Source organism: Halomonas sp. SIMBA_159 (genome assembly GCF_046536035.1).
GTDB lineage: Bacteria > Pseudomonadota > Gammaproteobacteria > Pseudomonadales > Halomonadaceae > Vreelandella > Vreelandella venusta_A.
In genome coordinates, this window is record NZ_JAWJBT010000011.1 from 1 (window position 1) to 14,153 (window position 14,153).

16 protein-coding genes and 2 rRNA genes are annotated in these 14,153 nt (G+C 52.3%); 13 read left to right on the plus strand and 5 right to left on the minus strand.

Annotated features, from left to right (window positions below; translation table 11 throughout):
• Together R0J87_RS08425 and rrf are read left to right on the plus strand one after the other, a co-directional pair.
• Positions 1-81 (plus strand): 23S ribosomal RNA (locus tag R0J87_RS08425); the annotation flags it as partial.
• Between the two features lie 142 nt (positions 82-223).
• A 5S ribosomal RNA gene (gene rrf, locus R0J87_RS08430) occupies positions 224-339 on the plus strand.
• Between the two features lie 114 nt (positions 340-453).
• On the opposite strand, the gene R0J87_RS08435 is transcribed toward rrf, so the two are convergent.
• The 4 genes from R0J87_RS08435 to flgA form a co-directional block, all read right to left on the minus strand.
• On the minus strand, positions 454-1,194 hold the full coding sequence (locus R0J87_RS08435) for an SDR family NAD(P)-dependent oxidoreductase (RefSeq protein ID WP_498885553.1): 741 nt from the start codon (positions 1,192-1,194) through the stop codon (positions 454-456).
• A 71-nt stretch (positions 1,195-1,265) separates the two neighbouring features.
• A complete protein-coding gene (locus R0J87_RS08440; RefSeq protein WP_404344431.1) occupies positions 1,266-1,715 on the minus strand; it encodes a flagella synthesis protein FlgN in 450 nt (149 codons plus the stop codon).
• Positions 1,716-1,723: 8 nt separating this feature from the next.
• On the minus strand, positions 1,724-1,990 hold the full coding sequence (flgM, locus tag R0J87_RS08445) for a flagellar biosynthesis anti-sigma factor FlgM (protein ID WP_404344432.1): 267 nt from the start codon (positions 1,988-1,990) through the stop codon (positions 1,724-1,726).
• 85 nt (positions 1,991-2,075) lie between these two features.
• Complete coding sequence (gene flgA / locus R0J87_RS08450; protein WP_498885555.1) at positions 2,076-2,870, minus strand: flagellar basal body P-ring formation chaperone FlgA; 795 nt, start codon at positions 2,868-2,870, stop codon at positions 2,076-2,078.
• A 116-nt stretch (positions 2,871-2,986) separates the two neighbouring features.
• Between flgA and flgB the strand changes: the two genes are divergently transcribed.
• From flgB to flgL, 11 genes are all read left to right on the plus strand, one after another.
• On the plus strand, positions 2,987-3,415 hold the full coding sequence (gene flgB, locus R0J87_RS08455; protein ID WP_498885557.1) for a flagellar basal body rod protein FlgB: 429 nt from the start codon (positions 2,987-2,989) through the stop codon (positions 3,413-3,415).
• Positions 3,416-3,440: 25 nt separating this feature from the next.
• Positions 3,441-3,851: a flagellar basal body rod protein FlgC gene (flgC, locus tag R0J87_RS08460; RefSeq protein ID WP_404344435.1), complete on the plus strand. Its 411-nt coding sequence runs from the start codon at positions 3,441-3,443 to the stop codon at positions 3,849-3,851.
• A 2-nt stretch (positions 3,852-3,853) separates the two neighbouring features.
• On the plus strand, positions 3,854-4,546 hold the full coding sequence (locus R0J87_RS08465; RefSeq protein WP_404464719.1) for a flagellar hook assembly protein FlgD: 693 nt from the start codon (positions 3,854-3,856) through the stop codon (positions 4,544-4,546).
• Between the two features lie 36 nt (positions 4,547-4,582).
• The gene (gene flgE, locus R0J87_RS08470; protein ID WP_498885559.1) at positions 4,583-5,800 is read left to right on the plus strand and encodes a flagellar hook protein FlgE; all 1,218 of its coding nucleotides are present in this window, start codon (positions 4,583-4,585) and stop codon (positions 5,798-5,800) included.
• A gap of 31 nt (positions 5,801-5,831) precedes the next feature.
• A complete protein-coding gene (gene flgF, locus R0J87_RS08475; protein ID WP_498885560.1) occupies positions 5,832-6,590 on the plus strand; it encodes a flagellar basal-body rod protein FlgF in 759 nt (252 codons plus the stop codon).
• A 30-nt stretch (positions 6,591-6,620) separates the two neighbouring features.
• Positions 6,621-7,403, plus strand: coding sequence for a flagellar basal-body rod protein FlgG (gene flgG / locus R0J87_RS08480; protein WP_498885562.1), 783 nt, complete (start codon positions 6,621-6,623; stop codon positions 7,401-7,403).
• 37 nt (positions 7,404-7,440) lie between these two features.
• On the plus strand, positions 7,441-8,130 hold the full coding sequence (locus tag R0J87_RS08485; RefSeq protein WP_498885564.1) for a flagellar basal body L-ring protein FlgH: 690 nt from the start codon (positions 7,441-7,443) through the stop codon (positions 8,128-8,130).
• 36 nt (positions 8,131-8,166) lie between these two features.
• Positions 8,167-9,300: a flagellar basal body P-ring protein FlgI gene (locus R0J87_RS08490; RefSeq protein WP_404344441.1), complete on the plus strand. Its 1,134-nt coding sequence runs from the start codon at positions 8,167-8,169 to the stop codon at positions 9,298-9,300.
• Entirely contained in the window at positions 9,300-10,322 is a 1,023-nt protein-coding gene (gene flgJ, locus R0J87_RS08495) for a flagellar assembly peptidoglycan hydrolase FlgJ (protein WP_498885565.1), read from the plus strand. The genes R0J87_RS08490 and flgJ overlap by 1 nt, the downstream gene beginning before the upstream one ends.
• Positions 10,323-10,384: 62 nt before the next feature.
• Positions 10,385-12,043: a flagellar hook-associated protein FlgK gene (flgK, locus tag R0J87_RS08500; protein ID WP_498885567.1), complete on the plus strand. Its 1,659-nt coding sequence runs from the start codon at positions 10,385-10,387 to the stop codon at positions 12,041-12,043.
• Positions 12,044-12,057: 14 nt separating this feature from the next.
• A complete protein-coding gene (flgL, locus tag R0J87_RS08505; RefSeq protein WP_498885568.1) occupies positions 12,058-13,305 on the plus strand; it encodes a flagellar hook-associated protein FlgL in 1,248 nt (415 codons plus the stop codon).
• Positions 13,306-13,360: 55 nt separating this feature from the next.
• Here flgL and fliR read toward each other — a convergent pair whose 3' ends face one another.
• Positions 13,361-14,152 (minus strand): flagellar biosynthetic protein FliR, encoded by a 792-nt coding sequence (fliR, locus tag R0J87_RS08510; RefSeq protein ID WP_498885569.1) that lies wholly within the window; start codon positions 14,150-14,152, stop codon positions 13,361-13,363.
• Between the last annotated feature and the right edge of the window lies 1 nt (position 14,153).

Below are 14,153 nucleotides of genomic sequence, written 5' to 3' on the forward strand. Positions count from 1 at the left end.
CCAGCTGGTTGATAGGCACGGTGTGGAAGCGCTGCAAGGCGTTGAGCTAACGTGTACTAATGGCCCGTGAGGCTTGACCCTATAACACCCAAGGGGTCTGGTCGCAGTGATAACGATCGAGTGTGAACGCACTCAGAGAACCGGATACGCAGCCGCAAGCCAAGAGGCTTGTTGGAAAGAGACGATCACAAAACACTCAGCATGATATGCATTACAAGTTACGCCTGACGACCATAGCACGCGTGAACCACCTGATCCCTTGCCGAACTCAGAAGTGAAACCGCTTAGCGCCGATGGTAGTGTGGGGTCTCCCCATGCGAGAGTAGGTCATCGTCAGGCACTTATACCGCAAAAAACCCAGCCAATAGGCTGGGTTTTTTGTTGCGCGCAAGAAAAGCGCACCATGACCCCAAAGCCCCGTGCACCGCCTGCTCGGGGCTTTTTGCTGGGCGTTTACCAGGGTATCGGCTCGCCTGCCCAATCCCAGAAGCTTCCTGTTTCGGTGGGTGTACGTTTAGCAATTACTTCCAGAAGCTGTTGCGCAACAAACTCGGGGGTGAATAGTTTTTCGGTGGGAACGCGAGCTTGGAAAGGCTTGGAAAGAGCGGTGTCTGTAGTGCCAGGGTGCAGGCAAAGCACTATGGATTGCTTATTGAGCCGGGTGAGTTCAATAGCTGCCGTTTTCATCAGCATGTTATGAGCAGCTTTACTGGCACGATAGCTATACCAACCGCCATATCCGTTATCCGTGATCGATCCTACGCGAGCAGACAGGCTGGCAATAATAGTGGGGTGTTTGCCCTGTAGCGAGGGCTTGAGGGTAGCGAGTAGTAGCGCTGGAGCTGCGGCATTGATATGCATCACCTGAGCAAAAGCGTCTTCATCGAGCTGCTCTAAACGCTTTTCTGGCTGTACACCTAGAGTTGTATCATGCAGCACTCCTATTGCATTAAAGAGTAAATGCACAGGGCGTCCATTTAGCGTTTCACTGAGCGAGTTTCGCCCTGCGGGGGTGGTGATATCAGCCGTTATTGCGTCGAGTTTCGGGTGCTTGAAGGTAATGGGGGAGCGGCTTACCGCAATGACATGCCCTGTTTGGGAGTCGGATAGCAGCCTTTGCAGCACGGCATGACCGATTCCGCCGTGAGCGCCTATGACGACGGCTGTAAAATCTTTTGGGAGATTGGGCAGCATAGAAAACTCCAATGGTGAACGCAACTGTTCTCATTGAAGCTCTTTGTATAGTGTTTGTCTATAATTGCTTGTTAAGCAGAAGCGTTAATGCGGCCTGGTTGGGCACTATTACGACCGTTGGGTTTGTAGAGCGTTTTTTCAGCAATTTGCCGGATATAATCCAACATCTCTTGGTTATGTTTCATGCGTAGCGAGAGCATTTGTCCCGTTAGTGCATTCATCCGTGAAACGCGCTCGCTTTTCTCTAATAAGCTTTCCCAAGTAGAGAGGCAATCGGCGTCAGTGGCTGCCTGCTTTGCGCCAGGAGCCCCTTCGGGATAACCGAGCTTGGCTTGCACGCCACGGCGTAAAACCTCCATGCGTTCAAGCTCTTCTAACAACGCCTGTTTTTTACTGGCAATAGTTGTCAATGCATCGCCATCAATACTACCTTTCGTCAGCTGCTCTTGCTCATTGGAGAGCAGAGCAACTAAATCTTCAAGGCGCTGTAGCTGGCTAGAAAGTAGGCGTGATAGGCTCATAATAGAATTTATAGGTCTTTCAAGTTGGCAATTAGGCCATCCGCAATACGGTCGGCACGTACCTCAAGGCGTCCTTCGCGAATAGCCTCGCGAATTTCTTCTACCTTAGCCATATCGATATCTTGGCTGCTATCGATGCTGGATTGGCTAAGTTGAGTTGCTTCTCGGGTGGTATTTCCCGTTTCAGATGGTTTTGATCCACCTACTTTCTGTGCGTCATCCCGCTGCTGAGCTGGGTTGCTGCGAAGCAGAGGATTCAGGTTATCAATTTTCACGTTGTTGGCCTCATCGTCAACGTTGGGGCGCCGCGCGCTGTATTACTGATTATCGGCCTTATTCATAAAGACTTTAGGTGACAGGCTAAAAATCCACCACTAATGTGCCTCGGTCAATTACCCGCGCATTCATGATGTCGCGAGAACCAAAACGTACCCGGATGGTTTCTCCTTGTGCGCCATCTTCCAGCGCTTCACCTTCTCGGGAAACACGAAATCCCGCGCCTTCAGCTATGACCGTCACGCGCTGACCACGTTCAACAAGACTCGGCGCTTGCAAAAAATGTGACTGAAAGGTGCTGCCGCTACGAATGGGTCGTTGAGCAACATTGCCAATCACATCGTCTTCATTCGTCAGTGTTTGGGAAGATAAATCGCTTAAGTTACCTTCTCGCTGGGTCAGCATCGCTGCCGTTATAAGCGTGCCGCGTTCAATATCTTGACTGGCCACAATGTAGCGACCAATGACATCCACCTGGGCTTGCAGGTATCGAGTTTGACGGCCGGCCTCGCCGCAGCGAACTCCCACAGAGACGCGTCCAATCGGTGCTTGGTTTGCATTGGGTAAAAAGGGGCTAGGTTGTAAGCAAACGGGCAAATGTGGCGAAGGAGGAGAGATCTCGATGACTACCTCTTGGCCCAGTGCCTGGGTTTCTTGGTAGAGAAATTGCTGAACGGCATCGACCAATGCCTGGTCGGTCGTTTGTGCCCACAGCGGCTGAGCCGCGCCTAGAGATAAAAGTACTAGCAAGGAGTGAAAAACTGCTGAGCAGCGTGCAGCAACGTGCAGCAAGTGGCGCATGGAAAAATCGCTCAGTTTAGAAGAACAGATGATAAACATCAGCACGGCAGTGTAATGCAAAAGCACTCTACGCATCATGGGAAATGCTGGTGTAAACGGTAGCTGTTCCATGCTTTAAGGTGAAAGCAGCAAGCATATTATTCATCATCAACAATTTCCGATTTATTTCTGCCTCTCAGCGAGCGAGGGTCGGCATGATTGATCAGCTTGAATCTGCCTTTAACTTTCACCAACAGGCGCTAGGTTTGCGGCAGCAACGACACCAAGTGCTGTCTGCCAATATTGCCAATGCAGATACGCCCAACTATAAAGCGCGGGATATCGACTTTGCCAGCGAGTTAAAAAAAGCCGTAGAAGGTGGCCAAGCTCAGCAGCAAGGTGGTGGCTTAACGTTAGCGCGTACCTCTGACCTTCATTTGGTGGGGGAAGGGCCTGCCTGGCGTGGAGCGGGAAATGCAGATTTGCTGTATCGGATTCCTGATCAGCCGAGCTTGGACGGTAATACTGTCGATATGGATCGGGAGCGGACGCAGTTCGCTGACAACGCGGTGCGCTACCAAGCCGCGCTCACCATTATGAACCGTCGTATTCAAGGCCTGAAAAATGCGATGCAGCCTGAATAACCTAGTAATAGGAGAAGTATAAGCTATGTCGATGTTTTCAGCGTTTGATATTGCCGGCTCTGCCATGAGCGCCCAGGCGCAGCGGATGAATGTCACGGCCAGCAACATGGCGAATGCCGATAGCGTGGCAGGACCCGATGGTGAAACGTATCGTGCCAAGCATGTCATGTTTGAAACCCAAGCTCAGGCCAACCGCTACGGTGTAGGAGGTGTGCGGGTAACCGAGCTAGTCGAAGATGACTCTCCGCTGCGCATGGAGTACATGCCGAACCATCCTGCCGCTGACGAAGAGGGCTATGTTGCTAAGCCTAACGTTGAGCCGGTTCACGAAATGGTCAATATGATTTCAGCGTCACGCTCTTACCAAGCCAACGTAGAAGTCTTCAATACCACCAAACAAATGATGATCCAGACGCTATCGCTCGGTGAGGGCTAACGATGAATATTGATACGAGTGTCGTTAATAGCATCAACAGTAATGGTTCTACGTCCGGCCTATCAACGCGCCAATCGGCCGAACTGCGAGATAGCTTCATGACATTGCTGATTACTCAGCTACAGAACCAGGATCCGCTCAATCCGATGGAAAACGCGGAGATGACTTCTCAGCTCGCGCAAATTAATACTGTGAGCGGCATTGAGGAGCTGAACGATACCTTGAATGGCATTACTCAGCAGATGGACGCAGCGCAAACGCTGCAGGCGGCTGGGTTAATCGATAAAGCCGTACTGGTGCCAGGCAATAACGTGATGGTCAGCGTCGATCCTGAAAATGGTTCGTACGCCACTCCGTTTGGCATTGAGCTTGATTCCCCTGCTGAGCAGGTAGAAGTCACAGTTACCAGTCAGTCCGGTGAGGTGGTTTATACCAATCAACTGGGCAGTGTGGCGGCGGGTGTGGAGTCGTTTAGCTGGGGTGGCACGACCAACGGAGGCGACGCCGTTCCTGAAGGCGCTTATCGAGTTAATTTCAAAGCCACAAATGCCGAAGGTGAGCTGCTGGAGTCGCGCGCATTGAATTATGCCTTGGTACAAGGCGTTTCGCCTGGAGCAGGTGGCAGTGACGTACGTCTGGACCTCGGTGCGATATATGGCCAAGTGACACTCGACCAAATTAAGCAAATTCTTTGATTACTTGCTAGTCGATACTTTCTTCAGGGGAACATCATGAGTTTTACACAGGCACTTAGTGGCTTAAACGCTCAGCAGCAAAAACTCGGCGTCGTTGGTAACAACATCGCTAACTCGCAGACCGTTGGTTTCAAAAGCTCCAATATCCAGTTTGCGGATGTATTTGCAAATTCACGCGTTGGTTTGGGTGTGCGGACATCCGCCGTATTGCAGAACTTCAGTCAGGGCAACATTGAATCCACCAGTCGTAACATGGACTTAGCTATTGCGGGTGAAGGCTTCTTTCGCTATCAGCAGCCGAATGGCGAGATTGGATATTCTCGTAACGGCCAGTTAACCATGACCTCTGATGGTCGCCTGGTGAATGCGCAGGGCGCACAGATTATGGGTTACCCTGCTGATGCTGAGGGTAACGTACAAGAGGGCGGTAATGTTGTACCTATGGAAATTCCTCCCGGTGACTTACCTGCTAATGCCACTGCAGAGTTAGGCGTTTCGCTGAACTTGAACTCTGGACAGCCAGTTATTGCTGCCGCGTTTGATGCCGATAACGCGAATACCTATAACTACTCTACCAACGCCACCGTCTTTGATTCTCAAGGTAATGCTCGTAACTTATCTCTTTACTTTACCAAGACCGCAGCCAATCAATGGGATGTGAATGGGCGTATGTCAGGTGGCCCTGCTGACGGAGGAACCTATGACGTGGAGCTTGGTAACCTTACCTTCACTCAGAATGGTACTTTGCAGGCAGAGAATACTAACAATGCCATCTTCAATAACAATGAATTTGGTGCAGGTAACCCCTTGGCGGAACTAGATATTGAGCTGAGTTTTGAAGGGACTACCCAGTTTGCTAGTGAGTCGACGGTCAATGACACGATTCAAGACGGCTATACGGCTGGCGCTCTCGTTGGAATCACCATTGAGGAAGATGGCACTATCATGCGCAACTACTCAAATGAGGAGTCTCGTGCTGCTGGCCAAGTAACGCTGGTGACTTTCCGTAACCCTGAGGGCCTGCGTCCTGAAGGTGACAATTTATGGGCAGCCACAGGGACCTCTGGTCAAGAACTCTTGGGTGCGCCGGGGGCTGGCTTGCGCGGTTTGATCCAGCCAAGTGCGATTGAAACATCCAACGTTGATATGGCCCGTGAGCTGGTCGACATGATCGTGGCTCAGCGTGCGTACCAGGCAAACTCACAGACCATCAGTACCCAGGACGAGCTCCTGCAAACCATCATTAATATCTAATGAGTGGGCCAACGGGTAAGGAGTAAACGTCTTGGATCGCATGCTATACACCGCCATGAGCGGCGCTAAACACTCGATGGATCAGCAGTCGGTAGTCAGCAATAACTTATCGAATGTGTCTACCGCTGGCTTTCGCGCCCAGCTACACGCCGTGCGTTCAGTTCCTGTCCAAGGAGATGGCTCACTGCCCACCCGAGTGTCGGCCGTTGCGACAACGCCGGGCACCGATTTCTCACAGGGCCCCATTGAGCGTACTGGGCGTATGCTGGATGTCGCTATGCAGGGAAATGCATGGATGGCGGTGTTAGCTGAAGATGGCACAGAGACCTACACTCGTCGGGGGGACTTGCAGCTTGATAGCGACGGCGTGTTGCTCAGCGTAGGTCGCCCCGTGATGGGAGACGCAGGACCAATTGCAGTGCCGCAAGGGGCGCAGATTTCCTTTGGTGCTGATGGCACCATTAGTGCCATTCCCCAGGGAGAAGGCCCCGCAGCCATGGTAGATGTTGGCCGGATAAAACTCGTCACGCCAGATGAGCAAGGTTTGGAGCGCGGAGACGATGGGTTATTTAGAGCGCCAGCGGGTGAAGACGGAGCGCCAGGCGTACTTCAGGCTGATGAAGATGCGCGTTTGGTCAGCGGAGCGCTGGAAGGCAGTAACGTGAGCGCTGTTGATGCCATGGTATCGATGATTGACGTAGCGCGTCGTTACGATATGCAAATGAAAATGCTCAGTTCGGCTGACGAAAATGCGCAACGAGCCAACAGCATTCTATCTATTCAGGGCTAATCGCAGCCACTTAGCCAAGGGAACCTACATATGATTAAGTCTCTGTGGACTGCCAAGACTGGTTTAGAGTCTCAGCAAACCAAATTAGATGTTATTTCAAATAACTTAGCGAACGTTAGCACGAATGGTTTTAAGCGTTCGCGTCCTGTTTTTGAAGACCTGCTCTACCAGAATATGCGTCAGCCGGGCGCGCAGAATAACATTCAGGACCGTCTGCCTTCCGGTATGCAGATCGGTACCGGGGTGCGTGCTGTGGCTACGGAGCGTCTGCACACGCAAGGCGGCCTAGAAGAAACGGGCAACTCGCGCGACCTCGCGATCAATGGTGAAGGTTTTTTCCAAGTGCTGTTGCCAGACGGCACGATTGGCTATACCCGTGACGGTAGTTTTCAGCTAAACGAAAACGGCCAGATGGTTACCGCCAATGGCTATCCGTTAGAGCCAGCGATCTTCGTGCCAGCCAATGCGCTATCGGTCTCGATCGGTGAAGACGGTACGGTGAGCGTTCGGCAACCGGGTATCGCTCAAGATGCCGATATTGGACAGATTAACGTCGCATCCTTTATCAATCCGGCAGGCTTAGAAAGCGTTGGTGGCAACCTTTACTTGGAAACCGGTGCCTCTGGTGCGCCAAACCAAAATGCGCCGGGTAACAACGGTGCCGGGCGACTGTTCCAAGGGTACGTCGAGACCTCGAACGTTAATGTGGTTGAAGAGATGGTCAATATGATCCAAACGCAGCGGGCCTATGAGATTAATAGCAAAGCTGTCTCTACCAGCGACGAAATGCTAGCGCGTTTAAGCCAGCTCTAATGCCACTGTTCGTCAGAGCCTCTTAACAGGTCGCGCTATGTTGAAATTGAACGTTATGTTACACCGCTGCGTGCTGGCTGGTTTAGCGCTGATTCTGCTGGTGACGTCAGGGTGCGCACAAATACCCCGAGCCTCGGTGGTCGGCGAGCAAGAGCAGATCACCATCATTGATCGGCCACCGCCGGTGCCTAACGGCTCCATCTATCAGGCACGCCGGGGCTATCAGCCGCTCTTTGAAGATCGTCGCCCTCGTACGATAGGCGATATTCTCACCATCGTGCTCGATGAAGAGGTGAGCGCGAGTAAGAATGCCCAATCCAACGCCAACCGTTCCGGCAGTGCGGGTCTGGACTTAGCTCAGCTCCCCGATGTGCTTGATACGCTGGCCGAGTACGGTTTCGATATCGAGGGAGCCAGCGACTTTGCGGGTGGCGGCGGCTCTCAGGCGAACAATACGTTTACCGGTACGATTACCGTCTCCGTACTAGAAGTAATGAATAACGGTAACTTGCGGGTGCGCGGTGAGAAACAGATCGCAATCAACCAGGGCACCGAGTTCATTCGCTTTTCGGGCGTCGTGAATCCTCGTACGATCACCGCGCAAAATACCGTGCCTTCCACTCAAGTGGCCGATGCACGGATCGAGTACGTGGGCGATGGCTATATTAACGAAGCGCAGCATATGGGCTGGCTGCAGCGCTTTTTCCTGAATGTGTCGCCGTTCTAGGCGTGTTAACAAGCTCGACAACAGAGACCTGGTGAAATGGCTATACAGTGGAAAGCGTATCAACGTCTTAAAGTCGCCGCGCGCTTCGCAATTCTGATCACTCTCTGTTTGGTGATACTGCCTGCCCATGCGGAGCGAGTGCGTGAGCTGGCGGGTTTTGCAGGCGTGCGTGATAACCAACTGGTGGGTTATGGCTTGGTCGTGGGGCTAGATGGAAGTGGTGACCAAACGACTCAAGCCCCGTTTACTAGCCAGAGTTTGACCAACATGTTGTCGCAGCTTGGCGTCACCGTTCCGCCCGGCACGAACCTGCAGTTGCGCAATGTTGCTGCGGTGATGGTCACGGCAGATCTACCGCCGTTTTCTCGTCCTGGGCAACGCTTAGACATCGTTGTTTCCTCGATTGCCAATGCCAGTAGTCTGCGCGGTGGCACGCTATTAATGACACCGCTTAAAGGTGCTGACGGTGATACCTACGCCATCGCTCAAGGCAACATGTTAGTGGGTGGCGCCGGTGCACAGGCAGGTGGCAGTAGCGTACAAATTAACCAGCAAGCATCAGGACGTATCCCTAATGGCGCTCTCGTGGAGCGTGAAGTGCCGCTAAACTTGGGTGGCAACGGTGGCGTGATTGAGCTGCAGCTCAATGATGCTGATTTTGGCACCGTTCAACGCATGGTGACGGCGATAAACAGTGAGTTTGGGCAGTCCGTTGCCTATGCGCGCAACGGTCGTGTTATCGCCTTAGACGGCCCCATGGATGCCAATGAGCGTGTCAACTTTATGGCGCGCGTCGAGAACGTTCAGGTCACTCCCATGGAGGCACCTGCCAAGGTGGTGCTCAATGCACGCACGGGTTCCGTGGTGATGAATAGCGCGGTGACGCTACGCCGAGCGGCGGTCGCTCACGGAAACCTCTCGATCATGATTGATACCCAGTTTGGCGTGAGCCAGCCCAACCCCTTAGGGCAAGGCGAAACGGTGGTCGTGCCGGACGCAGATATCGATATCGAACAGCAGGAAGCCTACCTGCAAATCGTCGAAGGGGCTGATTTGGCAGACGTAGTGAATGCGTTGAATGCGCTAGGAGCAACACCTCAGGATTTAATGTCGATTCTAGAAGCGTTGAGAGCGTCAGGCTCTTTGCGTGCTGAGCTGGAGATCATCTGATGAGCATGGGCGATATGACCAGCCAGTTTGCGCTGGATATGAACGGCTTTCAACGGCTGCAGCATAATGCGCGTGTTGATCCCGAAGCCGGTGTGCAAGGTGCGGCGCAGCAATTCGAAGCTCTTTTTATCCAGATGATGGTCAAAAGCATGCGGGATGCCACGCCGACATCAGGACTGTTGGAGAGTCGCGATACGTCTTTTTATCAATCCATGCTCGACCAGCAGTGGTCACAAGTCATGGCCTCCCGTGGAGTGGGTCTAGCCGATGCGCTGGTGGAACAGTTGCAGCGCCAAGGGGCGGTTGGTCAAGCCAGCAATCCTGACCAAGAGCTTCAGACACTGATTGCAGGCATCCCCCGTGGTACACCGCGCGTGCTGGATAATCCGCTACAGCCTGGCAACGCCTTGATGCCTGCTAGTGCGGGCAGCGGCCGTTTTTATGATGAGCTGGACGCCATCCGCCAACAGGAAGGAGTGAGCAGCGCACCCGCCGCGTTGGCAGAAGCCCCGCGTCCGGCAGCGTCTTCACATGATCATGTCGAGCGTTTCGTGCAAACACTGGCCACTCCTGCGCAGGCAGCCAGTGCTGCCACTGGTGTGCCTGCTGAGCTTATTCTGGCTCAGGCAGCCTTAGAGACAGGCTGGGGGCAGCATGAAATAGCGACCCAGCAAGGTCACAATAGTTACAACTTATTTGGCATTAAAGCGGGTAGCCAGTGGCAAGGCAAAACCACTGATATCGTGACCCACGAGTATGTGAACGGTCGCCGCACGCAAGTCGTCGATACGTTCCGTGTGTATGACTCCTTTGAACACGCCTTTACCGACTATGCCAATTTGATAGGCAATAATCCGCGCTACGCTGGGGTCGTACAGGCAGCCAACGCTGAGCAGGCCGCGCGTGAATTGCAGCGAGGTGGCTATGCAACTGACCCGCGCTATGCGGATAAACTCGTGTCGGTGATGAACACCATGGGCCCGCTAACGACTGCGAGCAGCCTGTTGGCGGATTCTCGTTAGGCCACACTTAAGTTTTGCTGTGCACTGCCGATAAGTAGAGAATCGGCCTAAGGAATTGAACCATGAGCATGTTTTCGATCGGCTTAAGCGGCCTCAATACGGCGCAAAATGCCCTCAATACGACCAGTAACAATATTAGTAACGTCTATACACCGAGCTATAATCGCGAGCTAACGCAGCTGGGCGAAGGGCGTGTTGGTGGAGGCGTACGCGTTGATGATATCGAACGCCAGTTCAATACCTATGTGGCCAACCAGCTCAATAACGCTAAGACGCAGTCCAGTGCACTGGAGACTTACTACAATCAGGTCTCACAGATTGATAACCTGCTGGCCGATCGTGACGCAGGGCTTTCCCCGCTCATGCAGACGTTCTTCTCCTCACTGGAAGATCTAGCAAGCTCTCCGTCAGATCCAGCGGCACGCCAAGGTGTTCTTGGCACTGCGAATACATTAAGCGCTCAGTTCCGATCGTTTGATGGTTATCTGCAGGATATGCAGAGCAATATCAATAACCAGATCACAGACGAGATCACTCAGGTTAATAACACGGTAGAGCAGATTGCCGGTCTCAACAAAGAGATCGCCCTGGCTCGCGCACGCACCGGCGAAGCCCCTAACAGCCTGCTCAACCAGCGTGATTTTTTGGTCTCTGAGCTGAATGATCGAATGGATTTGCGTCTTAACGTGCAAGACGGCAAGACCTATAACATTAGCCTGCCTAATGGCCAGCCATTAGTCACAGGGACTAGCTCATTTAAGCTTGAACCTATGGAGGCCGATTATGATCCGCAGCGCACGGTAGTGGGATACCGCGATGGGGGCGGTAACCTCGTACAGCTAGATGAGTCGACGGTGAAAGGGGGTGCGCTAGGTGGTTTGATGACCTTCCGTTCTGAAACACTGGATAAAACTCAAAACCAAATTGGTCAGCTTGCTGTATCACTATCAGTGGCGTTCAACGAACAGCATAAGCAGGGCGTTGATTTGGATGGTGTGCAGGGCGAAGACTTCTTTAATACTCGTACCCCACAAGCGTATAGCTACGAAGACAATAGCGCTGTCACGATAAGCTCTATAACGTTTGATGCCGATAATATTGAGCAGCTGCGCGCAACAGATTATACCGTCAGCTTTAATGGCGGCGTGCCAACAGTATCTCGTAATGATAGCGGTGCCGCTGTCGATATTGGAGCAGGTTGGGATGCAGCCAACAATACGCTGTCTTTTGGCGGTATTGCCATGACGTTTAGTAATACGCCTATTAACGGTGATCAGTTTGAGGTGCAACCGGTACGACGCGCCGCAAACGGTATGCAAGTGAACCTGATTGATACCGATAAAATCGCTGCAGGCCAACCGATAAATCCTACTGATGATCCTGCTGATTGGATTGCTGCTGGCGCTGGTGACAACAGGAATGCGCTTGCTTTACAAAACCTGCAAAGTAAAAACATTGTAGGTGGTAGTGCATCCGTAAGCGGTGCGTATGGTGCCCTGGTCAGTGATGTTGGTAACCGCACCAACATTACCCAGGTGAATTTAGATGCACGTCAAGGTTTGACAGATCAGCTACGCGCCGTACAGCAGTCTGAGTCCGGGGTTAACCTTGACGAAGAGGCGGCCAACCTGATTCGTTACCAACAGTTCTATCAAGCCAATGCCCGTGTGATCGATACAGCTGGTACGATTATGGATACCATTTTGAATCTGCGGAATTAATAGGAGCTTAGGCGATGCGTGTCAGTTCGGTCACTATGTATGAGCAAAGTACGGCTTCTATTAACCGTCAGCAGAATGATTTTCTTAAAGTCAGTCAGCAAATTGCTAGCGGTCGTCGTGTGGTTAACCCCTCTGATGATCCGCAGGCAGCATCACGTGCAGTGGGAGTTGATCAATCCAAAGCCATTACCCAGCAGTATGAAGATTCGCGGGTATCCGCCCGCAACTCCTTAGCGCAAACAGAGAGCATCTTAAACAGTATCAGTGATGCGGTGACGAGTGCTAAAACGCTGTTGATACAGGCCTCTAGTGACACGCTTAGCGATGTTGACCGTGAATCCATCGCCAGTGAGCTGAAGGGCGTCTATGAAACAATGATTGGTCAAGCCAATGCCACTGATGGTAACGGCCGCTATATTTTTGGCGGCTATAAAGATGACGCACCCCCCTTCGTCAAGTCAGCTATGGGAAACATTGAGTATAACGGCGATACCAATGCCCGCTTACAACGTGTTGATGCCTCTCGTTTAATGCCCGTAACTGAAAGCGGTGCAACGATTTTTCAGGGTGTGCCTAGTGGCGCCGGTTATATTGCCGAAGCGGATGCCGTCAACGAAGGCAGCGTTACCTTCAGTGGCCCACAGGTCACTAATGTTAACGACCCTGATTATGGAGAGAGTTTCCGTGTTTTGTTTGCTGAAGACGGTGACGAAAACCCCACTTACAGCGTCGAGCAGTTCGATAGCGATGTTGGCACTTGGCAGCCTGTCGCAGGTCTTGAAGACCAGCCTTACGACGTTGCTGGTGAGCAGCTCAGTTTCGGAGGAGTGAGCCTGTCACTTAAAGGCACTCCTGAGGTGGGAGATGAAATTCTGGTGGCTCAATCAGGTAGCGAGCAGCGTCCCGCTGACCTGTTTCGTACCATGGAAGCAGCCATCCGTGTATTAGAGACGCCTGCGGAAAGTACTGCTCAAAAAGCTGCATTGCGTAATACTTTGAACACATCCATGCGTGATTTAGACAATTCGCTGGATAACGTCCTTACCGTACGTGCCTCCGCTGGTGCCCGGCTCAACGAGCTAGACGTGATCGATGCGGTTGGCAGCAACCGCATGCTCAACTACGAGCAAACGCTCTCTGACTTGGTTGATCTAGACTATGCCGACGCTATTTCAGAATATAGCTTGCGCCAAGTAGGCCTCCAAGCGGCTCAGAAAGCGTTCGTAGATATTAAAGGCATGTCGTTGTTCGACTTTATGTAATGGTTTAACGCGCAGTATTGATGTTTGGATGCCCCGGCCATTGTGCCGGGGCATTTTAGTTTAGGGGGGCCATGGTTTCGATGAGGCTCTGGGTAAAGCCGATTCCTTGGCTAAATAACTGCTGTAGAAAACTGCCAATATCACTCATTAAGACCATCAGCAGTGCCAGCCCAACGGTTAGCGAGGCAGGAAAGCCGATATTAAAAACGGTGAGCTGCGGTGCGGAGCGGTTGAGAATCCCTAGTGCCAGACTAATAATGAGTAGCGAAGCGACCAGCGGCAGGGCAAGCAGCATGCCTGACGCGAAGATGGTGCCTGCATAGCGCGCCAATAGTTCAAAAGCATTTGGATTCAGAGTGCCAATGCCAATGGGTAGTGTCTGAAAGCTCATGACCAGCGTCTCTAGGACCATCAGGTGGCCATTAAAGGCGAGAAACATGAGCAGAGTGACCATATAGAGAATACGGGACAGCACCATAATGTTGGTGCCACTGGAGAGGTCAAAGAAGCTTGCGAAAGCAAGGCCCATCTGCAGGCCGATAAACTCACCGGCGGCTTGTACAACGGCAAATACGATGTGCATCACTAATCCAATCGCGATGCCTATCAGCATTTGCTCAATAATAATGCCAAGCCCTGCCCATGACATCAGCGGCACATTGGGCATAGGAGGGAGAACCGGCGCGATCACGATAGCAATGACAGCAGCCAGAGCCACTTTTGCTTGATTAGGGATGCTGGAGTGGCCCCATAAAGGTGTTGCTGTCATAAAGGCCGTGATACGTACAAAGGGCCAAAAAAAAGCCACCAGCCACCCTTGGAGCTGTGCAAACGTTACCTCAACCACT

Coding starts and splice junctions, on each gene's coding strand:
- R0J87_RS08435 (WP_498885553.1), bottom strand. CDS start 1,194: ATGCTGCCCAATCTCCCAAAAGATTTTACAGCCGTCGTCATAGGCGCT.
- R0J87_RS08440 (WP_404344431.1), bottom strand. CDS start 1,715: ATGAGCCTATCACGCCTACTTTCTAGCCAGCTACAGCGCCTTGAAGAT.
- flgA (WP_498885555.1), bottom strand. CDS start 2,870: ATGATGCGTAGAGTGCTTTTGCATTACACTGCCGTGCTGATGTTTATC.
- flgB (WP_498885557.1), top strand. CDS start 2,987: ATGATTGATCAGCTTGAATCTGCCTTTAACTTTCACCAACAGGCGCTA.
- flgC (WP_404344435.1), top strand. CDS start 3,441: ATGTCGATGTTTTCAGCGTTTGATATTGCCGGCTCTGCCATGAGCGCC.
- R0J87_RS08465 (WP_404464719.1), top strand. CDS start 3,854: ATGAATATTGATACGAGTGTCGTTAATAGCATCAACAGTAATGGTTCT.
- flgE (WP_498885559.1), top strand. CDS start 4,583: ATGAGTTTTACACAGGCACTTAGTGGCTTAAACGCTCAGCAGCAAAAA.
- flgG (WP_498885562.1), top strand. CDS start 6,621: ATGATTAAGTCTCTGTGGACTGCCAAGACTGGTTTAGAGTCTCAGCAA.
- R0J87_RS08485 (WP_498885564.1), top strand. CDS start 7,441: ATGTTGAAATTGAACGTTATGTTACACCGCTGCGTGCTGGCTGGTTTA.
- R0J87_RS08490 (WP_404344441.1), top strand. CDS start 8,167: ATGGCTATACAGTGGAAAGCGTATCAACGTCTTAAAGTCGCCGCGCGC.
- flgJ (WP_498885565.1), top strand. CDS start 9,300: ATGAGCATGGGCGATATGACCAGCCAGTTTGCGCTGGATATGAACGGC.
- flgK (WP_498885567.1), top strand. CDS start 10,385: ATGAGCATGTTTTCGATCGGCTTAAGCGGCCTCAATACGGCGCAAAAT.
- flgL (WP_498885568.1), top strand. CDS start 12,058: ATGCGTGTCAGTTCGGTCACTATGTATGAGCAAAGTACGGCTTCTATT.